Below are 21,655 nucleotides of genomic sequence, written 5' to 3'. Positions count from 1 at the left end.
CCTTATGATTGAACCGATTGTACCGATTGCACCGGGCGTCCCTTAGCCAGCTTCATCCGGTGCTGCAGCCCGTAATCCGCATATTTCGCGGAGAAAAATTGCTTACTCACATTGTTGCCCCATATAATGCCGTCGTCTGTCAGCCGAATCCCTTCGGCATCTTGAATCAGCAGCCCGTCCTGCACCAGACGCTCTATCGTCTCCGGGAACAGCTGCTCCGGCTCCTGCCCGAACATCTTCACGAACCCGGCACGGTTAACGGATAGCATTCGCAGCCCCTTGGCCATGGCCCCGTGTGCCAGCTCCCGCTCGTCCGCCTTCTCCCCGCAATTGACCGGCAGCAGCCCGTCCTGCACGCGGGTCATATATTCATTCAGATTGCCGCTGTTGATATACATGTAGCCGTTGATGATGCCAAAAGCAGCCGCGCCGATCCCGATCATATGCGCCTGCTCCGAGAAGTACAGGGTGGCGTGCCGGTCCGTCTTGCCCGGCTTGGCGAAATCAATCACGCTGTACTGCTCATACCCGGCTTCCAGCAGCATCTCCTTGGCGATGGTATACAGCTCGATCTCCCGGTAGACATCCCCTATGCCCGGAATCTTCCCTTCCGCTATACGCGAGGCAATCTGCGTATGCGGGACCACACAGAACGAGATTACGCAGATATGGTCAATCTCCTGCTCAATGGAGGTGAGGATATCCGCCCGCCATTGATCCAGCGTCTGACCTGGCAGATTGTACATCAGATCAATCCCAACATTCTCAATACCGCTGTTACGCGCATTCTTCACTAACGCGAACGAGTCCTCCACACTGTGGTACAGTCCCAGCACCTCGGCCAGCTCCTCCTGGAAGGTCTGCACGCCCACGCTGATCCGGTTCAATCCCTGCAAGGCCAACGTCTCCAGCTTGTCAGCGGTGAAGTTCCGGGGGTTGCCTTCGATGAAGATCATGGCATCGTCGTCCACACGGAAGGACTGCTTCATATATTGCAGGAGTCCGGTCAGCTCCTCCGAGGACAGGCAGGAGGGTGTCCCGCCGCCCAGATTAATGGAGGAGACCGTAATACTGCTGCCGAACGGCGTAGCCGCATAGCTGTCCATCTCCTGCCGGACAGCGACCAGGTAGCGGTCCACCTGATCCTGCCGCTTCAGATAACGGTTGAACGGGCAGAACGAGCAGGTCGCATCGCAAAAGGGAATATGCAGATACAGCGCCACCGGCGTATCCTTGGTATTCACCTGATCCAGCTCCATCAGCGACCGGACCTCAGGCTCTGTGTGCTGCGAAACAGGCACCGGATAATGCGAGACGCAGATCGAATCTCTCTCCTTGAACATTTCAACGTATGGCTTCGCATTATTCATATGGAGCGGTCTCCTTTCATTTGGATTGCAGCATCCGGCCCGCATATGGGGAATCTTCGGACGGCTCCACCGGAATCCGGCGGATCTCCATCGTCATCTGGTTGCGCATATCCGGGCAGGCCGAGTGTACAATATTGCCCTCCGGGTCCCACGGCAGCTTCGCATCCATGTTCAGCGCCAGCAGCATCGGGAAGACCGCATGAAAGGCTGTTCCGCACAGATTGCCTGCGTTCAGCGGGGAGACCTTCATAATATCCCCTTCCTTATGCCCTGCCCGGCAATGCCCCTTAACACCCGTAACCTTAAGCTCAAATTCATAATTCATCCCTAATTCCTCCTCTTGGATTATGTGATTCGTTTCACTTATACTGTAATGACCTACTCTTTAGCCTACTCAACAATCGCTACTGCCCGTACCCAGGCCGCACCGGCCGCTCTGATCTTGATCGGAAAGCAAGCCACCTTGAACCCGTACGGTACCGGAATCTGCTCCAGATTCGCCAGGCGCTCCATGTGGCAATACGTCTGTTCTCTGCCCCAGAAGTGAGCGGGGAACAGATAGGCGTTATCCCCGGTCCGCTTATAATCACTGATCATATGCTTGAACGGACGGTCGAACCCGTAGCTGTCGATGCCCATCAGCCTAATGCCTTGGCCGGTCAGGAATGCCGTAGCCTCCCTGCTCATCCCCGGATAATCCGTGAGATACTTGGAGGTCCCCCAGTGCCGGTCCGCACCTGTACGGATCAGCACAATATCCAGCGGCTTCAGCCGGTAACCGATCCGCTCAAGCGCCTGCTCCACATCCTGCTTTTCAATCGCCCCGCCCGCCTGGATATGGGTGAAATCCAGCACCACCCCGTCGCCGAAGCACCACTCCAGCGGCACCTCGTCAATGGACGCTGCCGGCGCTCCCTCACTCCTGGAGCCGAAGTGCAGGGGGGCATCGAAGTGGGTTCCGGTATGAGTGGACGCGGTGATCATCTCCATATTCAGGAACTCTTCGCCCGGGAAGTCCTTCCGGCTCCCGTCGAATTGGCGGGCGAAGCGGTCCGCCCCCTCCTGATGGCCGGTCTGCTCGAACCCATACGGGGCCAGCTCGCCCGGATTCTGCTCCATAGGCACACTTAAATCAATGAACTGAACTACCATGTCCTCACCTACTTCATAATTCTGAGTGCGTTGCGTCCCAGGATGTTCTGGACATCCTCCCGCTTGATCTCCTTCACCCCCATCATCAGCTTCATGGGCAGCGGGATCACTACCTTTTGCATGTAATTCAGCACCTCGGCGATATTCGGGGTAACCGTCCAGTCCGAGCCCCAGAGGATCTTGTGGCTGCCGCAGACCGAGATCATCTTGGCCAGCTCCATCCGGAATACCTTCGGATTATTGTGAATCAGGATATTGGCTACCGCCGTGATCGTCACATACATATTGTCGTGTCTGCCGACCATGTAATAGCACAGGTCATTCCAGGGATGGCCCATATGCTCCACAATCAGGGTCAGGTCGGGAAAATCCACAGCAACATCATCGAGCAGTATCGGGTAGTTATGCTTCATCCGAAAAATACTGCCCGGCGTAATTCCGGTATGCACGCTGACCGGAACGCCCAGCTCGCTGCACCGCTCATACAGTGGATACAGCAGTTCACGGTCGTTCAATACGAAGCCCCCATAATCATTGGGATTCAGCTTGAAGCCCTGCATGCCCAGCGTCTTAATGGCATAATCCAGCTCCGCCAGCGCTTCCTTCCCCTTATAGGGATTGACGCTGGCGAAGCCGCGCAGCTTGTCGGGGTGGGCACGGACCGCCTCGGCGATTTTCTCATTGGACAGCACCTCATAGCCGTAGACATCCTCGAAGCTCAGCTGATGAACCCAGCTCATGGCGATCTGATTCTCGTCCATACAAGCAAGGTAATCCTCCAGCATATTGTTCTCGTCCACGAAGCCGTCTCCGCCAGCGCCCACCATCTTTTTCAGATATTGCAGGTCATCGAAGCCCTTCTGCTTCTTGTAATCCGGGACGGTCCCGGCCGCGGCCAGGCTAAGCTCCAGGCTCTTATTCTCCTTGACGGCGAAATGGGCATGGGTATCTACAATCACAAGATCACTCTTCACGTTTGTCTTCTCACCACTTTGCTTAGAATTGGTATTGCCTAGAAGGGAGGTCAGACCTCTCTGTGCCCGATCTCCGGCCTGGGGGCCAGCGGCGCTGTAGCGAAGACCAGCTCCAGCTCGCCCGGACCCTCATTGACTACCCGGTGCCGCTCACCCCTCCGCGCAATGAACAGGCTATTCTCCCGGATGGCATGCGGAATATCCTCAATGAACGCCGTTCCCCGGCCCCGGACGACGTAGACATTCTCTTCGCCGTAATCATGAAGATGCTCCTTGATCTCTTCTCCCGGCTGGAGCAGGACATGGCCCATGATCAGCTGGGTGGACCCGACTGTCGCCGGACTCGCCAGTACGCGCATCTGTCCTCCTCTGGAATGAACCACCGGCACTTCATCCATATGGACCACTGTTTTCGTGTAGACCTGGTTCATACTGCACCCCTTATCCCGCAGATTTATATTCGGTGACGCCAGCTTTTTCCTTCTTGCCAAGGCTCAGTGAGATCAGCAGCGTCAGCACCATCAGCCCGGCGGCCACCAGATAGCTGGGATGCGTTCCGATTCTGCTGTAGAAGAATCCGCCAAGCGTGGACCCCAGAGCAATCCCGACCCCCTGAAGAGTCCGGAAGGTTCCCAAGGCCGCGCCCATCTCCATCGGATTAATCTTAATGACCTTATCCGTAATAATCGTATTGACCAGGGTAATAATTGGCCCTTCCGTAAGTCCGATCAGGGCATATCCGAAGGTTAGCAGCCAAGGATTGAAGTCAAGTGCATACAGCAGCACAAGCGCTCCTACACAGATCGACTGGGCCCAGATCAGCGGTGCATGTCTGCCTACCTTGTCTGAGATCCAGCCAACGAAGACTGCTCCGAACGAGGCTACTGCTTCATACGGAATGAAGAGCAGACTGAGCAGCACCAGGGAGATATCCTGTTCCTTAGCCGCGAACGGCACCAGGAAGGTGGTGAAGACCCCCACCATGAAGCACAGGGTTCCGACAATACCCGCCAGCAGAATTTCGCGGACGCCCAGCCATTTGAAGGAGCTTTTGAAGGCTTGCCCGATGCTTCTGCTTGTATTCTTGACCCCGGTCTCCCTCAGCAGCACCGTGGTAACCAGCGTGGACAGCAGCAGCAGTGAAGCCAACACCGCGAAGGAGGTATGCCAGCCGAAATAATTGCTCAGCAGGCCGCTAAGCACATACCCCAGCACCGACCCGGCACCGATGGCCCCGGACACAATGCCCATCGCTCTGCCCCGCTCCTCGGGCTTGCACACATCCATCACCACCGCGAAGATCGGTGTGGACACGAAGCCTCTGGCGAAGCCGAACAGCAGCCACCCCGCCGTGAACAACAGGACTCCGTGGGATGCAGCTACCATGAATACGGCCACGGCCGACAGAGCCATGGAAGCGATAATAATCTTCTTCCGCCCGTAGCGGTCCGCGAACACGCCGGAGGGAATCGACAGAAAGGTCATCACCAGCGAGGCAATCCCCGCTATGGTTCCAATCTCACCGGAGGTCATGCCGAGATCACTGCTGATCAGGGGTGCGATGGGGAAGATGCTGACCATAATTGAAAATACGAGTAGAATGTTGATGGCCAAAAGTGTGAATATTTTGTTGTTGCTCATGTGACTCGTCCTCCTCACAGTCATTGACTGCTCTCAATAATGATGAATGCAGCAGCATAATCACCGTGATGACTGATGCTTACATGGATGGAATCCTGCTGCTGTACATAAGGCTCCAGGCTGCGGCTGCGGACCAGATAGGGCTGGCCGCCGGGATGGTTAAGGAACTCCAGCTCATTCCAGTCCAGCTCACAGTTCATTCCGGTGCCGATGGCCTTCAGCAGCGCTTCTTTGGCGGCGAATCTGCCGGCCAGGAAGTGTTCGGCATGTCTTTTTTTACAGGCGAACAGCTCCCTCTCTTCCATGGAATAATACTGCTGTACGAACAGTTCACCGCATTTCTCCAGCATCTGCTCGACAAAGCTGATACTGACCAGATCCATGCCGATCCCTCTAATCATGCCTTCAAGGCAACGGCTTCGATCACTTGAGCTACAGAATAGGTCTTAAGCACCCTACTCTCAATGAAGATGCCAAACGCCTTCGCAAGTGCTGTAGAGACCAGCGCCAGCTCTGTTGAATCCAGAGCCAAATCGTCATAGAGCCGCGATGATTCGATAATCTCATCCTCAATGCCAATATCCTCAATGATTGCTTTTACCTTCTCGAATACCATTAGATACACCCTCCCGGTTAAGTTAATGTGCCTTAATGTTCATCCTTCACAAGCCTTCAGCGTTCACAACCAGTGCCGAAGAGACACCCCCCCTCCCTCTGGACAGAATCAGCGAAGACTCCACAGCGGTCCGGCGGCTGATCCCCGGCACGAAGTTCAAGCCATTGTCCTGAACCGATTCTGCCAGATACGGAAGGCCGGGCAGCTCCCCGTGATTCATAGCCAGCACGCTCAGTGCGACATCGAACGCCCCTGCCGCTCCAATCGAGTTGCCGAAGACGGTCTTGGGGCAGCCCGCCCACTTGGCTTCTGTACTACTGCCGAACACCTCCTGAATGGCCGAGCATTCAATTCCGTCTTCGCGGGCGGAGGCGGCCCCATCTAGCGACAGATAGCCGACCTGCTCCGGTTGCGTCTCCGAATGCCCGATCGCCAGCCGGATCGCCCTGGCACACTGCGCTATACTCTCCTCAGGCGGAGCGGCAGCCTGGCCGTCATTCGTGAAGCCGAAGCCCTGGATGCTCGCCCGCACCCGGCGGGACGCCTCGCGCTTCTGAAGGCTGCGCTCTGATTCCAGGCAGAGAAACGCGGCTCCTTCAGCCAGGGCCATCCCGCTGCGCCCCTCCACGAACGGCCGGTATGCCGTCTGCGGGCGGTCCGCACTCAGATTCAGCAGCCCCTCCGTGTTATAGAAGGACAGCGCCCACGGATCGAGCGGCGTCTCAGCTCCGCCCACAATTGCCGCATCGATGATCCCGCTGCGGATGGCTCTGGCCGCATACGCAATGGCGAGCAGCCCGCTGCTCCGGTCGGCGATCACCGTCTTGCTGTAGCCCTTGATATCGAAGGCCAGGGACATATGCCCTTGTGCCGCCGCCGGGAACCAGTTGCTCGCCAGATTCGGGTCAATGAAGGGCGCCCCTTCGGTATGCAGGACACGCAGACCGTTCCGCGCACTCTCCCAGCCCCCCGAGTTGTTGCCGACGAAGATCCCGATCCGCTCGCGGCTCATCTGATCAAGCTCCCAGTGCGCATCATCCATGGCATCCTTCGCAGCCAGGATCGACATGACAGAGAAGCGGGAGCATTTCTTGAGCAGACGCTTCGAGATGATCTGCTCCGGCTCCATTCCGCGGACTTGTCCAGCGAAGGGAGGCGCGTTACCAGTCGTACCCTCAAGCTGGAGCGGAGTCATATAATTACGGCCGCTCAGGAGTCCTTCCCAGAAGGCCCCGGCACTATTCCCGCACGGCCCCACCATCCCTACTCCGGTTACGAATACTGTATTCTTCATAGGCTGCACATCCATTGTTCAGTCTGAAGCTTGCCTGCCCGATTGCTGTATTCGTTCGCGGCCAGAATCATCGCGGAGTGAATCCCGGAGAATCCGCTGGCATTGGTCAGAATATGGTACAGGTCGCGCTGGATCGCCTCTTTCGGCACATAATTCAAATCACAGGCCGGGTCCGGCTCGTCCAGATTGGCGGTTGGCGGGATATAGCCCTCGTTCAAGGCCAGCAGGCAATGCACAATTTCAATGGCACTCGCTGCCGAGAGCGGATGACCTACCATGGATTTCGTGGAGCTGATCGGGATGGAGTAGGCGAGCTCTCCGAACGTTCTTTTATAAGCAGCAGTCTCAAAAGCATCGTTCTGAGGAGTCGAACTACCATGCGCGTTGATATATTGAATGTCCTCCGCTGTCAGGCCCGCGTTGCCCAGCGCCTCGTTCATCGTCAGACTGAGCGCATCCCCGTCCTGTGGCAGATCGGTCATATGAAAAGCGTTATTCGTACTGGCGAATCCGGTCACCTCGCCATAGATCGGCGCCTGCCGCCGGAGCGCATGCTCCAGCTCCTCCAGCACAACGACGGCACACCCCTCGCTGAGAACGAAGCCGCTGCGGTTCTTCTCAAAAGGTCTCGAAGCCCGCTGCGGGTCATCGTTGAACCTGGAGGTCAACGCACCGATGGCATCGAAGGAGGATATGGTCATGGAGCTGACCGGTGCTTCCGCTGCGCCGCAGATCATGACGTCATGTTCCCCGGCTATAATCGACTCATAGCCATATCCGACAGCATCAATGCCGCCCGTGCAGCCTGTAGACATGACCAGTACCTCTCCCTGAAGCCCGAATTCATGCGCCACTTCGAAGGCAATATAAGAGAACATGCCTTTGCGGTACAAATCCTCCTGACAGAGTCCATGATCAATCGGCCCCTGCCCGCCCTCCGTCATCCGCAGGAAGGTCTGCTCCGAGAATGGGGTGTCGGCAATCGCATTGGCGATGCAGACCCCGGAACGCTCCCGCAGCTCCTTCGTGAACGTAAGCCCCGCATCGGCAACCGCCCTTATCGCGGCGTTGACCGCCAGAATACCCGGCCGCCCCATGCCTGCCCGCTGCGCTTCATCAGCCGTCCGGCCCAAATGCTCGAACTGCGGTATGGTGCCGGTAACGCGGCTTTTCAACGCCATATGCTCATAGCCCTGCAAGCGGTCATATCCCACCTTGCCCTGCAGGCTGTTCCTCCAGAACTGCTCCAGCGTATTCCCTAGCGGGGTAAGCAGCCCCATGCCAGTGATCACGACTCTTTTTCTTGTCACATTCTCCATATAAGCCCTCAGCTCCGAACCGTTTGCTTCTCGATATTGTGCTTGATCGCCGTCATCTGCTCCTTGGTCGTGCGGTTCAGATGCGCTTCTACCTGCTCCCCGGTCAGCCCGCTTGCCGGATCTACCTCGAATTCCTGAATCCAGGTCATATACGTCCCTTCGTCCTGCTCCTCATAGAGCCATTCGAGATTCATATGCTTGAACGGCAGCAGCGGCGCCAGGCGTCTGGCCGTAATCCGGAAGTTCGGCCGGTCCAGCCAGCGTTCAGATTCCCACGTGCGCGAAGGCCGGTTCCCCTCGGGATGTGTCGTCAGCTCAAACCGGATGTAGGCCTCCCCTTGCTCCAGCACCCGCGTTTCCTTATATTCCGTGAATAATTCTGTCCAGTGCGCAATATCATTCGTCCGCTCAAATACGGTGATCCGGTCTGCGTGAATCCAGATACTGTTCTGAATCGTTGCCACTTCATCTGCCTCCCCATTCGTATTAATGACATCGTAACGCCTAAGCCCGGAAGGGGACATAACCCGGCTGTTAAGCTTGCGTTAATTTACAGTTATTGTTGATTTATGGGAGGATACGGAAGAGTACAATCTATTTATTTCCCGGGCACAAAAAAAGACCTGACAGAACTCTGTCAGATCAATGGGTTCACCGAATATCCGATCCCCCGGCGAAACAGGATGATGTCGCTTCGTCCGGAGATGATCTCGATTTTGTGCCTCAGCTTGTATACGTACTGCCTCACAATTTCAGGGGATGTATACCTGTCCCACAGCTGGTGCAGAATCTGCTCGGTGGGGATGTACTGGCCTTGGCATTCCAGCAGCAGCTCCAGGAGTTCGAACTCTTTACAGGTAAGCTCAATGACGAATTCTCCGACCTTCAGGGATTTGGAGTGCAGATGAAGGGCGATATCCTTGATTTGTCTGGTGTGGTGTGTGTGAGGGGCCAGTCCTTCGTCGAACCAGCAGCGCAACCGGCTGAACAATTCCTCCTGGAAGCCGTTGCGCTCAAAGCTGCTGATGTACATATGATTGGAAGGAAAAGGGACAGGTGTACCCTGCGCGCTGATCTCCTCTACAATGAAGAATATTCTCAGCGTAAGCATCTGTTGCAGATACTGCATCGTGTGAATGAAGCCCGGGTTGAAATCAGGGGTGCTGATCACTACACCATCCAGCTGTAGGCCTTCCTTCACAATATCGACCAGCGCCTCAAGCTCCTTGAAATGCAATACCTTACAACCGTACACCTGTGAAAAAAAAGAATGAACATTCTTAAACCTGCAATCCTCACAAGGCTCTGTGGAATCTGCACAACACACCAGCGCAACACGCATGAACTTCTCTCCAATCCCATTCTTCTCAAATACTACCGGTTTCACAAAGATTACATTTTCTATAATATAGTATTTTTTGGGATATAAAAGGAAAAATATCATAGCTTCTTACTTGAAAAATGAACAAAAAAGGGCCGCGCATTTTCGCTACGGTCCTCAGTTTTACGGACAACCCTCTATCTGCATTACTTACCCGCTGTTTCTCCCCCCTCTGCCTGCTTAGCTACAGGGTAGTCGAAGCGTAGACGAAGCGCTACCAAGGCCGCCAGCATCAAAATCAAACCGGATAGCATATAGACAAAGATAAGCGAGCTTTGCGCCACCAGCATACCAGAAAGTCCTGTCCCGATCAGCGTACACCCGATAAAAATTGGAGTGATGAGGCCATTAATCCGTCCGATATATTCAGCTCGAACCAAAGTCAGCATATACGTGCCAATTACAGTCTGCGTTAAAGCCAGGAACAGACCGGTAATCAGCCGCATCCCGCCGGTTAGAATGGGCCAGACCGACCATACTTCAATCATCGTCCCCGCCCCGAGCAAAATCAAACCGGCGAAAACCACCCCTTTGCCCTTCAGGCGACCGGACAGGCTGGCCGCGATTATTGCCCCGATCAGGAGGCCCAAGCCGGACAAGGCGGTAAACCACTGCAAGTCTGCTTCTGCCAATCCCAGCCGCTCCGTAACCAGAAAGATGTCAAGCGGAGCGGTCAGACCAGCTCCCAGAGCAAGGACGCCAAACATCACCATCAACACTTTCAAGTTGGCATGTTCCCGCAGGTAGAGCAGTCCGCCGCGTAAATCCCTGACCACAGCCTGCACTGACAACCTTTCCATGGAGCGCGGCGAATCCGGCAGGAAGAGCAAAAAACAAGCGGAAAGCGCAAAGATTACCAGCAGGCTGCTCAAGGAAACCATAACTCCGAAGGTGTAGTAAACAAAGGTGCCGAGGATGGGGCCCAGAATGATAAACAGCGAGCCGACCATCTGGGTCATCGCCATGGCAGCCGTCAACTCTTGTTCAGGAACATGGGTTTTAAGCAATTTGGCCGAGGATGGTTGGGAGAACTGCGACACAATCGCGGAGATCATCGTCACAATAAAAACCGCCTGCCAGTATCCCCATGCCACCACAAATAAAATTGGCACAATGGAGAGAAAGCTTAGAACATCGCCCCAGATCATGGTGCGCTTAGGGCGCCAACGGTCAGCCAGCACACCGCCCACCAGGGAAAATAAGAAAATCGGCGCGTATTCCACCACCGTAAGCAAGGACACAGCCACCGGGTCACCCTGCGTCTGCTGCACCACATAATAGAGCAAAGCCATATTTCGCACCCAAATCCCCACCTGCTGCAGCACATCCGAGGCCATCACCAGCAGAAATACCCGATTTCGCAACAATTCTTTCATCGTATTACCTCCTTTTTCAATAAAACTGACCGTTCGGTTTAATAATTCTCAAATAAAGCGTGCCTGCCCGAGTAGTGCGGTTCAACGACTCGAACAGGCTGCGCTTCATTCATTTCTTCTTAATTCCCTCCAATAACACAGCCACCGCTTCTTGCGTATGCTGGTGCATCCCGTCTTTGGGGAACACTTGGGGGTACAGCGTCAAGCCGCTTAACATACTGGTGAATAACACAGCCAGTCGGCTCGAGTCCGCCTTAGTAAAAACCTGCTGCTCCATTCCCTCCCGGAAGATCTCGGTAAATACTTCAATCTGCACCATTGAGATCTCAATCAGCCGCTGATGTATCTCCTGGTAACCATCCTGCATATTCATGGAGAACTCTTCAGCCACCTTCGTCAGAGGACTCTGGAAGCTGTTCACAAAATGCAAGCTTGCTCCCATCAGTCTGCTTCCGACCTCCGGAAATTGGCGGCGAATCTCCGACCACTCCTCCACCCATTCGCGGTTGATTTTTTCGACCATACTCACAAACAAATCATCTTTGCTGGAAAAGTGGTAATAAATGCTGCCCTTGCTGACCCCGGTGTGCTTGACGATATCCTCCATCGAGGTGGCGGCATATCCCTTCTGCACAAAAAGCTCCAACGCCTGGTCTAGGATCATACTCCGCTTTACCGAACCTTTTGGTGTACTCATTTCATTCCTCCTAAAAAACCGACTGTTCGGTTTAATTATATGGGTTCATATTTGGGAATGCAAGCCTGATTATTATACGGAGTGCGACAGCGGAGAAAAGAGCATAATCCATGCTATCTCCGGATTATTTTTTTGCTTTTCTCATAAAAATCCTACGAAGTGCATCCGTCTCGATTTTCTTTCCCAATGATGATTCGTTGCCTTCTTATGCTATAATCGTTGACCAAGAGGGCTGGTTATACGAACTCAAACGGAAAGGAAGATGCGAAATGGAACATTTCGTTTTGAATAACGGAGTCCAGATGCCGAAGGTGGGTCTGGGTGTGTATAACATCAAAGACAATAATGAAGACGCTCTAGTATGGGCGCTTCAGAACGGGTACCGGCATCTGGATACGGCGGCAGCTTACCGCAACGAGGAGCTGATAGCCAGGGCTATTCAGAAATCGGGTGTACCTCGAAGCGAGCTCTTTATTACGACCAAAGTATGGAGCACGGACCTGGGGCGAAAGACCCGTAAAGCCTTTGAAGCCAGTCTTCAAAAACTCCAAACGGATTATGTCGATCTCTACCTGATCCACTGGCCCGCCAAGCACTATCTGGAAAGCTGGCATGTCCTGGAGTCTTTATACAAGGAGGGGAAGATCCGGGCGATCGGGGTATCCAATTTTGAGCCGGAGCATCTGGACAAGGTCATGAAGCAGGGAACGATTGTCCCCGCAGTGAATCAAATTCAGACGAACCCGCTGCTCCAGCAAGGGTCGCTTCATGATTATATGAGGGGGCACGGTATCCAGCATGTTGCATGGAGCCCTTTTGGACACGGTAACCTGGAGATGCTTGCGCACCCTGTACTCACCGAAATGGCAGAGAGGTATGATAAAACAGCGGCGCAAGTCATCCTGAGGTGGAATCTGGAGCGGGATATCGCTGTGATTCCGAAGTCGGTTACTCCTGCCAGGCTGAAACAGAATCTGGAGCTGTTTGATTTCTCCCTGTCCGCTGAAGAGATGAAGAGAATCGCAGCCCTGGATCAGAATAAAAGAGGATTTACCGATCCGCAAAATAAATTTTACCTGTGGACCACCCGGTTTACCCCGTTGTCCTAAGTTTTTTCGTATTATTTTCCGGACAACTGCAACCTTTCGCCGTAAAGAACCATCTGAGTATATAGAGGTGATGCACAATGAAACCAACTAATCTAACGAAGCACGCAAAAAAAATGAGCATCGCGTGCGGAATCCTGGCTGCCAGCTTATCCTTCGGAGCGTCCGCATTTGCCTTTTCGGACCTCAAGGGAAATTCAGCCGAAACCAAGATCAATACACTGCATAGCGCTGGTGTAATTAACGGAATTACGAACGACCTGTTTGCTCCCAATGCCAAAGTGACGAATGCGCAAGCCGTACAGTTCCTGGTAAAAGGATTGGCGCTTGCACCGAAAGCCGGTTCCGACAGCAGTACTAAGGCCAGCCAGCTTTTTGACAATGTAAAAGATAATGCCTGGTACGCCTCCTCCTTCGCCCTTGCGAAGCAGAGTGGCCTGACGCTGGCCAAGGATATCAACCCGAATGCACCGATGACCCGCGCGGAATTCGCCCATCTATTGACCCAAGCCTTGCAGAGCAAGGGCAATTTCCCGGTAACCAAGATGTTCTTCATGATTGAGGATGGCGATAAACTTACTCCAGAGGTTAATTACAGCCTGCAGGTGCTGCTGAACACGAAGGTGCTCACACTGGATAACGGGAAATTCCGCCCGTCCGATGCGATTACCCGCGCTGAAGCCGCTGTTATGATCCATGATGCCGCTGAATTCGCCGACCGGGTGATTACGCCGAACAATCCGGGCAATGAGCCTTCTGAGCCGGAGCCGGTTCCGGCTAACAATTACGTCTCTGATGTAGTCCTGGACAAAGTCGCTGAAGGCGTTAACAAAGCCACCATCACCGTTGACAATCTGCCGAACCCCGGCTACGGTCTCGCGGTAGAGCGTATCGAGTTCACCAGCGCCACTAAGGCGGTAATCTACTTCAAGGTAACCCTGCCTGACCCGGATAAAATGTATCCGCAAGTGATCACCAAAGGCTCGGTATCCACATACCTGCCCGCAGGCTACACTGCAACGGCTGAGCCTGTAATGGGTTCGCGCTGGCTTGAGCCGTCGGCTCCAGCGAAGTAAGCTTCTCTATCTATAGGTAGATAAAAGCAGTTCCCGTATAGGGAACTGCTTTTTCTTGTTTTACGCCTACTTACTCAACCGCAGCCGGTTCCGGTAATCCATCGGGCGGCAGCCGTAGGTCTTCTTGAACATCTCCGTGAACCGGTTCACATTGCTGAAGCCGGTCATGCCGGAGATCTCCATGATCTTCTTATCCGTGGTCTCCAGCAGGCTGACCGCCTCCGAGATCCGGTATTCGTTCAGGAAGTCCATCGGGGACAGGTCGAACTGCTTCTTCATGAACCGGCAAAAGTAAGACGGGCTCATGTTGACCTGCTGCGCCATATCGGAGAGCGTGATCCGCTTACTGTAGTTCTGCTGGACGTAGGCCAGCGTTTTTTTGGCCAGCATCGAGCTGTTGCCGCCCCGGGACTGCCCGGGCAGTCCTGCCTGCGGATGCTCAGCCGCACACTTTTCCAACCGGTACAGCACCTCGAACAGCCTGGCCTTAATCAGCATCTCATAGCCGTGCGCCTCCTGCTGATAGAGATCCCGCACCTCCTCCAGCAGTGGAATCAGCCGCAGCTTCTCCTCCAGCTCCCGCCCGATCAGCAGCGGATAACGCCGGTTGTCCAGAAAGAGCGGGAAGACATACTGCTGCTGAATCTGGTCATTCTCCAGGCTCGAGAGGAAATTGAAATGCACCAGCACCGCGCAGAAAATAATCTCCTCCTGATCCACCCGGATCGCCGAATGCAGCATATTGGGCTGAATGAAGACCGCCTCTCCGCTCTGGACGACCAGCTTCTCCTGCCCCACATGGAATTTGGCCGTGCCCTTGATCATGAACAGCAGCTCCAGCTCTTCATGCCAGTGGGAATACAGCACCAGATTATTGAGCGAGGATAGCTTGGTTACATGCACACTCATGCGGAATTGTCTGCTGCCATGCATAAGCTTTTCCTTCATATCCTGAGATACGGGTTCGCCGATGGAATCGAGCAGTTCAAGACTTTTTTTCACTGAGGTTCCCTCCTCCCGGCCCACTGGATGCTGCACGCAGCGTCAGCTATACGCTCAGCCCTTCACCGCACCGATCATTACGCCCTTCTCGAAGTACTTCTGGATAAACGGATAGATAATCAGCACCGGCACCGTCGATACGATAATGACCGCATATTTGATCTGATCCGCGAACTGCTGGGCATAGCTGCCCGCACCGGCCCCGGCACCTGATCCGGCTCCGCCCGCAAACGCCTGATTGGATAATAGAATATTGCGCAGGACGATCTGCAGCGGCTGTAAGCTATCCGTATTGATATAGAGCAAGGCGTTGAAGAAGTCGTTCCAGTGCCCCACCATATAATAGAGCGTGATGACGGAGATCACCGCCTTGGACAGCGGAACCACCACCGAGATGAAGTAGCGGAAGTGCGAGCAGCCATCCAGGGTAGCCGCTTCGTGCAGCTCCTCCGGTATAGAAGTCTCGAAGAAGGTTCTTGTAATAATCAGATTGTATACACTAATGGCGCCGTTCACAATCATTACCCAGGGCGTATTCAACAGATTCAGGTCACGGATAAGCAGATAGGTAGGAATCATCCCCCCGCCAAAATACATCGTGATCACAAACAGCGGCATAATGAACCTGCGTGCCCGGAATTTCCGCTGGGACAAGGCATACGCTGCAGGGAGCGTGACCAGCAGATTGAGCAGCGTGCCCAGCACCGTGTAGATAATCGTATTTTTATACCCTTGCCAGATCCGGGTGTCCTTGAATATCTGCTCATAGCCGTACAGATTAATGTCCTTAGGCCATAGAATAACCTGTCCCTGGTTCACCATGGTGGAGTTGCTGACGGAAGCTATGATGATGAAATACAGCGGGTACGCGACCATGATGAACGCGGCGATGCTTATAACCGCAACCACCAGCGTATACAGCCTGTCTGCGATACCGCCCGAATGCTGTATCTTTTGCGAATGAGCGGCTTGACTGTTTGACATCCCATTTCCTCCTCACATCAGACTGATTTTTGAAGTTTTTTTGGCCAGTGCATTCGCCAGCATCAGGAACGTGAAGTTGATCAGGGTATTGAATAGTCCGACCGCTGAACCGAAGCTGAACTGGTTGGATTTCACGCCCACATTGAAGACATACGTGGAGATGACCTCCGAGACGGGCTTGTTAAGACTATTTTGCATAAGAAAAGTCTTCTCGAAGCCCACACTGAGTATGCTGCCCATATTCATAATCAATAAAATAATAATCGTCGGCAGGATGGCCGGAAGCTCCACGTGCCAGACGGTCTGCCAGCGGTTAGCCCCGTCAATCCGGGCGGCGTCATACTGCTGCGCATCCACCGAGGACAGGGCGGCGATGAAGATAATGCTGTTCCAGCCGCAGGCCTGCCAGATGGCAGAGATGACATACACCGGAACGAAGGCACCAGGGTCACCTATCAGATTCGTATCCGCAGGGATCAGGTGCAAGGCCTTCAGGAAGCCGTCGATCAGTCCGGTGGTAGGAGACAGCATAATCTGCAGCAACGCAACCAGAACAACGGTAGAAATGAAGTAAGGCATATACACCGTAGTCTGCAGGATACGCTTGCGTCTGTTGCTGCGGATCGAGTTAACCACCAGCGCCAGCAGAATCGGCATCGGGAAGCCTAGCAGGATGGAGAAAAACGCAATGATAAACGTATTTCGCAGCGTAGGCCAGAACATCGGGCTGTTGAAATACTGCTCGAAATATTTGAACCCGGCCCATTCCCCGCCCGTCAGTCCTTTACTGAAATCAAATTCACGAAAAGCAAGCTGGATACCATACATCGGACCATAACAGAAAATGGCGATGTAAATGACCGCAGGAAGCACCATCAGCCATAGCTGATAATGCCCCGCTTGCCTACGAAGCCATCCGTTCCCGCGCAGCGTCTGATGCGGCACCGTGGTCTGTGCTGGTTTCATTTGGGAGCGCCCCTTCCATTCAAATCCACTATTTCAAGGTCGAGAGGTATTCGTCATAAGCCTTTTGGCGGATTTGCAGGTTCTGTTCAAGACCGGAGCTATTGACGGAGGCGACATACGCAGTCCACTCCTTCTCAATGTCAACCTTGGTGGTCAGCCAGTTGGCCCACTTTTGATCCGTGATATTATTGACGTTCGCCTGATTCATTGCCAGGGTGTTGGTGTCCTCCGTGCTGTACTTCATGAAGTTCTGCGGGTAGACATTGCTCTTCTCGTCCGCCTTATTCAACAGCTCATCATAGACAGCCTTCTCCTTCAGCACATTCTGCATATCCGAGCCAAGCGTCACCTTGTCCTTCAGCGCATCGGCAATGTACATCGGACCATTATCCGCGAACGAATTCGTCCATTTCCACGAGCCCGGGTCGAGGGATGCATCCGCCGGAGGAAGAATCGCATACGTGCCGTCCCCGTTATCCTTGATTCCCTTATCTGTGTCATTCATCCCGCCGAACAGGACCTGCAGACTAACCTCCGGCTCATAAAAAGCATCAATGAACCGCATCGCGGCTTCCTTGTTCTTGGAGCGGGCACTGACCGACACCGCATTGGAGCCGTAATTCTGGTAGTAGTAGTCATTGCTCCAGTACAGCTCATTCGTAGAGTCTGCATGCTGCTTCAGCTGCGGCAGGGTAACATATTGATCCTTCAGCTCATTGCCGAATCGGTCTCCTGTCTCCCAGCCCCAGGTGAATCCGACCTTGGCTGTAGTTCCATTCCCGCGGGCAACGGACTGGTATTTGGAGTAATCCTGCGTGACCACTTCCTTGCTGATCAGGTTCTGGCTGTACAGCTTCTGCAGGAATTGCATGAGTGTCTTGAACCGCTCATCTACATAGAAATTCTTAACCTGCGCCCCTTCTGTAAAATAGCCGTCGCTCGCCCCGTTGGACAGAGGCAGCCCAAGGCTGCCCAGCAGCAGCTTCGGTGTGAAATCCCAGCCGATCGGGTTGAAGTCCATCGGAATCTCATCCGTCTTGTCCCCGTTCTGATTCGGGTCTCCCTCGCGGAAGGCAAGCAGCACAGTCTCTAGCTCATCCCAAGTCGTAGGCACCTGAAGGCCGAGATTGTCGAGCCAGGTTTTGTTAATGAACATTGAGGCGGTGGAGCCGGGCCAGATCCCCTTATAACGCGGAGTACCGTAGAGCTTCCCGTCAATTTGAGTAGCAAGCGTTTTCAATTCCGGGTGCTCGCTGAACATCTTTTGAATATTAGGAGCGTCCTTCTCAATCAGCGGGCCCAGATCCTCGAACAACCCGTTGAATTGCACAAAATCGGAGTTAGAGGTCGCATTGAACAGCAAATCCGGAATTTCACCGCTGGCAAACAGGGCACTTTTCTTCTGATCCCAGTCCGCAGAGATTTGCTGCCATTCAATTTCGACATTCGCCTTCTCTTCTATTTCAGCGAGCCATTTCATTTGCGTGACATCTTTGGTCAGTGAATGCTTCACGATAATCGCCTTCAGCTTCGTCTTCCCCTCCGGCGTGTTGCTGCCGTCGTTCCCCGCATCCGGGCTGTTCCCCTTACTGCTGCAGCCTGTGAGTGATAGTCCTGCCAAAGCGCCTGCCAGCATCAAGGCAAGAATACTCTTTTTTCTCATTTGACTTACCCCCTTAGTAGGAATTCATAAATGATCTATGCTTAAGAGCGAAGCTCTGTTAGCCGGGAGACTTGGAACTATTAGGTCACAAAACACTCAGGTAATACAAGCTATTCCTGCTTCGCATTATTCACGAAAGCGTTATCATTATTATAATTTTTCTTCCGCACCCTGTCTCACCGTATATTACCTTTTAATCATCGTATATTGACCTTTTTGGCTGCAAAAGTAGCTGAATTCAGGCGAAGATTCGACTTTCGGTAGGTGAAAATTGACACATGATGAATTTTTTTCGAGTGTGGAGAATCAGTGCTGCGGGGTTAGAGAATAATAATTCCATCTATGGAGTGACGGGCTGCAACCTTTTGCTCCTAAATCCCATCTAAGAGGATACGAGGTGATGTACAATGAAGAATACATTAACCCGGATGCGCACGGCCAAAATCTCGCTGGCCTGTAGCATTCTGGCGGCAACCTTAGCTATCGGGGCACCGGCTTCCGCTTTCTCAGATTTGAAGGGCCATGCGGCCGAAGCCAAAATCAATGCCCTTCATCAGGAGGGCATCCTTAACGGAGTGACCAGCGACAAGTTCGCGCCGAAGTCCAGCCTTACGTATGCGCAAGGCGTGCAGTTCATGGTGAGCGGCCTGAAGCTTGTTCCGCAGCAACCCTCTGGCAAGAAGGCCAGCGATTATTTTGACAACGTAAAAAATACCGCCTGGTATGCTTCCGCATTCCTGAAGGCCAAAGAAAGCGGCTTGTCGCTGGAGCGCTCGGTTGACCCTAATGCTGTGATGACACGGGTACAGTTCGCACAATTGCTGCTTCAAGCGCTTCAGAACAAAGGGGACTTCGCCTATACGGAGATGTATGCCAACATTACAGACGGCGGCAAGCTATCCCCTGCGGAGATGAACAGCCTGCAGATTCTGATCAACACCGGACTGGTCACGCTGGAGAAGAATAACACCTTCCGTCCGAATGAGGCGGTTACCCGTGCAGAAGCTGCCGTCCTGGTCTACGATGCCGCCAAATTCGTGAAGGAAGTGATTATGATGGATGAGAACATTTCGGCCCCGTCCACCACATACGATGCCGCCGTTACGCTGGACAAAGCCGCCGCTGGTGTGAACAAAGCTACGGTGACTGTATCCAATCTGCCGAACCCGGGATATGGCCTGGTCATTGAACGGATTGAGTTCGGTGCTGACAAAACCGCAGTGATCTACTTCAAGGTCACCTCACCGAAGCCCGGTTCCATGAACCCGCAGGTCATCTCGGCAGGCACCGCCGTCACCTATCTGCCGGAAGGCTATACCGCAGTAGCCCAAGCTACACCAGGCTCGGCAACCTCGGCTGCTTCCAGAGTGACAAAGTAACAGCCTCCACCTAACTAGATGCATCACAAAGAGCGCACCGCCGGATACCCGGCCGGTGCGCTCTTTGTGGTGCTTGATTTCACAATATCCATGAACCAGTAAGTCCACCCGTTGCGGACTGAAGATCTCACACTCTGGATCGGCTGGTTAGCGCGGCCTGCGGCTGGCTGGTTAGCGCTTAGTCCAGCTCCTTATAGTACCGGATCTCCTGACGCCCGGTCTGGAACCCGGCTGACCGGTACAGAGACAGCGCGGAATCATTCGTGGTCAGTGCGACCAGCTGCACCTGCTCCAGCCCTTTCTCCTGAAGATACATTAACGCATGATTCAGCAGCGCCTTGGCAATGCCCCTTCTTCTCCAGGGCTTGCAGACAAATACATCTTCAATGATGCCAAGCTCCTCTTCCTGCCAGACCATCAGACTGCCCGCCACCCGGCCTGCATCCCGCACAACCATCCATGTCCAGAGCGGATGCTCCTGATATTCCAGCAGACGCTCCATTCCGAGCGGGGTCTCCGGCCAGATCTCCGCCTCCAGATCCAGGTAAGCCGCCCGCTGCTCCGGCGAATCCATAGGCGCATTGGTCAATTCAAGGCCTTCCTCCAGCTCTACCGCATGGACGGGTTCACGAAGGTCGCGCTGGAGCGTATACAAGCAGCTATCCGGCAGGTAACCAAGATGCTCTGCGAAATAAGCATGGTAGCTCTCCTCCGGCGCATAATTGCCTGTGCACAGGAGGGTTCCATATTCCGGGGGCAGCGTACGCTTCAGCACCTGGGCCCGTTCCAGCAGAAGGGCGTAGACGCTGTCACGCAGCTCCAGATCCTTTTCCCGTCCGGGCCATGTCTTCAGATTCACGAAAATCTTGTGTTTACTCTCCGCCGCGCGTCCCGGGGGCACCACATTAAAGAGCTGCAGCTGGCCCTTGGCCACCATCTGCTCCCCTTCAAAAGCGCAGAAGACATTCTCCCAGTTGTCCGCATCCCCGACCCACCAGAACAGCACATCCTCCTGCGCCGACACCTGCTCGTACATCGCGCCAAGCGCCGCCATATCCCTCTCTTCAAACTGCCGGATCACTCTTTTGCTCAATTCCCAACCGCCACCTTCTGTTTCTGTCCATCATAACACCACCTGGCAAAGGGCTTCCGTTCTTGAATAACTATAGTTGTTTTATACTGCTGAGCTGAATCTCCAGCTCAAATTCATAAGACCCATCCTAGAATAAAATCACCCTTACGGGTGAATGAGATTACCTGCGCGCCAGCAGATGTATGCTGTTTTTCGCATACATTCGGATCGTGTGCCTACTTGCGAGCACAATGTATGCTGTTTTTCACATACATTCAGGTCGTGGACTGCGTGCAAACACATTACTATTTTTCATATACATTTGGTCCATATGCCGCTGTACCAGCCAATTGTATACGATTTCAAGCAATTTACACTCACCTTTTCCACAGCAGCAGGATACTATAGTTTCCTATACAATAAAAAACTGTGCAATCCTGTTGAAGGAAAGCACAGCTTATTTGCATTCTCCGGTCTTTGCGGACCAGGAGGCCGTTATTTGCAATAAAATGCCTCTTTTGTCAGCCTAAACGGACTCAGAAGACGCTAATGAGGCTGTCAGGCCTATTTACAGGCTCCGAAGCCTG

Annotated in this window: 22 protein-coding genes; 3 read left to right on the top strand and 19 right to left on the bottom strand. The window is 53.7% G+C overall.

What is annotated here, in order from left to right:
* Positions 1–2: 2 nt before the first annotated feature.
* The 14 genes from hemW to C173_RS06205 form a co-directional block, all read right to left on the bottom strand.
* Positions 3–1,370, bottom strand: coding sequence for a radical SAM family heme chaperone HemW (gene hemW / locus C173_RS06270; RefSeq protein WP_036723291.1), 1,368 nt, complete (start codon positions 1,368–1,370; stop codon positions 3–5).
* A 16-nt stretch (positions 1,371–1,386) separates the two neighbouring features.
* Positions 1,387–1,695, bottom strand: a complete 309-nt coding sequence (locus tag C173_RS06265; protein WP_036723289.1) for a TIGR04076 family protein — start codon at positions 1,693–1,695, stop codon at positions 1,387–1,389.
* 65 nt (positions 1,696–1,760) lie between these two features.
* Entirely contained in the window at positions 1,761–2,522 is a 762-nt protein-coding gene (locus C173_RS06260) for a cyclase family protein (RefSeq protein ID WP_036723288.1), read from the bottom strand.
* An 8-nt stretch (positions 2,523–2,530) separates the two neighbouring features.
* Positions 2,531–3,496, bottom strand: a complete 966-nt coding sequence (locus tag C173_RS32695; protein WP_051477854.1) for an amidohydrolase family protein — start codon at positions 3,494–3,496, stop codon at positions 2,531–2,533.
* A gap of 50 nt (positions 3,497–3,546) precedes the next feature.
* Positions 3,547–3,927, bottom strand: coding sequence for a cupin domain-containing protein (locus tag C173_RS06250; protein WP_036723287.1), 381 nt, complete (start codon positions 3,925–3,927; stop codon positions 3,547–3,549).
* A 10-nt stretch (positions 3,928–3,937) separates the two neighbouring features.
* Positions 3,938–5,137 (bottom strand): MFS transporter, encoded by a 1,200-nt coding sequence (locus C173_RS06245; protein ID WP_036723285.1) that lies wholly within the window; start codon positions 5,135–5,137, stop codon positions 3,938–3,940.
* A gap of 20 nt (positions 5,138–5,157) precedes the next feature.
* Entirely contained in the window at positions 5,158–5,538 is a 381-nt protein-coding gene (gene acpS, locus C173_RS06240; RefSeq protein ID WP_036723284.1) for a holo-ACP synthase, read from the bottom strand.
* Positions 5,535–5,753 carry a phosphopantetheine-binding protein gene (locus C173_RS06235; protein ID WP_036723283.1) on the bottom strand — a complete coding sequence of 73 codons (219 nt, stop codon included), beginning with the start codon at positions 5,751–5,753 and terminating at the stop codon, positions 5,535–5,537. The genes acpS and C173_RS06235 overlap by 4 nt, the downstream gene beginning before the upstream one ends.
* Positions 5,754–5,799: 46 nt before the next feature.
* Entirely contained in the window at positions 5,800–7,047 is a 1,248-nt protein-coding gene (locus C173_RS06230; RefSeq protein WP_036723281.1) for a beta-ketoacyl-[acyl-carrier-protein] synthase family protein, read from the bottom strand.
* A complete protein-coding gene (locus C173_RS06225; RefSeq protein ID WP_235191802.1) occupies positions 7,044–8,357 on the bottom strand; it encodes a beta-ketoacyl-[acyl-carrier-protein] synthase family protein in 1,314 nt (437 codons plus the stop codon). Before C173_RS06225 ends, C173_RS06230 begins: the two co-directional genes overlap by 4 nt.
* Positions 8,358–8,374: 17 nt before the next feature.
* Positions 8,375–8,830, bottom strand: coding sequence for an SRPBCC family protein (locus C173_RS06220; RefSeq protein WP_036723279.1), 456 nt, complete (start codon positions 8,828–8,830; stop codon positions 8,375–8,377).
* A gap of 173 nt (positions 8,831–9,003) precedes the next feature.
* Positions 9,004–9,621 (bottom strand): winged helix-turn-helix domain-containing protein, encoded by a 618-nt coding sequence (locus tag C173_RS06215; protein ID WP_235191801.1) that lies wholly within the window; start codon positions 9,619–9,621, stop codon positions 9,004–9,006.
* Between the two features lie 272 nt (positions 9,622–9,893).
* A complete protein-coding gene (locus C173_RS06210; protein WP_036723276.1) occupies positions 9,894–11,123 on the bottom strand; it encodes an MFS transporter in 1,230 nt (409 codons plus the stop codon).
* 109 nt (positions 11,124–11,232) lie between these two features.
* A complete protein-coding gene (locus tag C173_RS06205) occupies positions 11,233–11,820 on the bottom strand; it encodes a TetR/AcrR family transcriptional regulator (RefSeq protein ID WP_036723275.1) in 588 nt (195 codons plus the stop codon).
* Between the two features lie 269 nt (positions 11,821–12,089).
* Here C173_RS06205 and C173_RS06200 point away from each other — a divergent pair, with 269 nt between their 5' ends.
* The gene (locus tag C173_RS06200; protein WP_036723274.1) at positions 12,090–12,929 is read left to right on the top strand and encodes an aldo/keto reductase; all 840 of its coding nucleotides are present in this window, start codon (positions 12,090–12,092) and stop codon (positions 12,927–12,929) included.
* 77 nt (positions 12,930–13,006) lie between these two features.
* Positions 13,007–14,002 carry an S-layer homology domain-containing protein gene (locus tag C173_RS06195; RefSeq protein ID WP_081751039.1) on the top strand — a complete coding sequence of 332 codons (996 nt, stop codon included), beginning with the start codon at positions 13,007–13,009 and terminating at the stop codon, positions 14,000–14,002.
* A 66-nt stretch (positions 14,003–14,068) separates the two neighbouring features.
* Here C173_RS06195 and C173_RS06190 read toward each other — a convergent pair whose 3' ends face one another.
* Genes C173_RS06190 through C173_RS06175 form a run of 4 tightly spaced genes read right to left on the bottom strand, consistent with a single transcriptional unit; the run spans position 14,069 to position 18,617 of the window.
* Complete coding sequence (locus C173_RS06190) at positions 14,069–15,004, bottom strand: helix-turn-helix domain-containing protein (RefSeq protein WP_036723272.1); 936 nt, start codon at positions 15,002–15,004, stop codon at positions 14,069–14,071.
* Between the two features lie 54 nt (positions 15,005–15,058).
* Entirely contained in the window at positions 15,059–15,988 is a 930-nt protein-coding gene (locus C173_RS06185) for a carbohydrate ABC transporter permease (RefSeq protein WP_051477850.1), read from the bottom strand.
* 12 nt (positions 15,989–16,000) lie between these two features.
* Positions 16,001–16,954, bottom strand: coding sequence for an ABC transporter permease (locus C173_RS06180; protein WP_081751038.1), 954 nt, complete (start codon positions 16,952–16,954; stop codon positions 16,001–16,003).
* Positions 16,955–16,982: 28 nt separating this feature from the next.
* Entirely contained in the window at positions 16,983–18,617 is a 1,635-nt protein-coding gene (locus C173_RS06175; RefSeq protein WP_051477849.1) for an extracellular solute-binding protein, read from the bottom strand.
* Between the two features lie 407 nt (positions 18,618–19,024).
* On the opposite strand from C173_RS06175, the gene C173_RS06170 reads away from it, so the two are divergent.
* The gene (locus tag C173_RS06170; protein ID WP_051477848.1) at positions 19,025–19,996 is read left to right on the top strand and encodes an S-layer homology domain-containing protein; all 972 of its coding nucleotides are present in this window, start codon (positions 19,025–19,027) and stop codon (positions 19,994–19,996) included.
* Positions 19,997–20,174: 178 nt separating this feature from the next.
* Here C173_RS06170 and C173_RS06165 read toward each other — a convergent pair whose 3' ends face one another.
* Positions 20,175–21,089: a GNAT family N-acetyltransferase gene (locus C173_RS06165; protein ID WP_036723271.1), complete on the bottom strand. Its 915-nt coding sequence runs from the start codon at positions 21,087–21,089 to the stop codon at positions 20,175–20,177.
* Between the last annotated feature and the right edge of the window lie 566 nt (positions 21,090–21,655).

The sequence above is a fragment of the Paenibacillus sp. FSL R7-277 genome (assembly GCF_000517965.1).
GTDB classification, from domain to species: Bacteria; Bacillota; Bacilli; order Paenibacillales; family Paenibacillaceae; genus Paenibacillus_AQ; species Paenibacillus_AQ silagei.
Note: the sequence above shows the minus strand (reverse complement) of the source record. Positions and strands in the feature narration are given on the sequence as shown.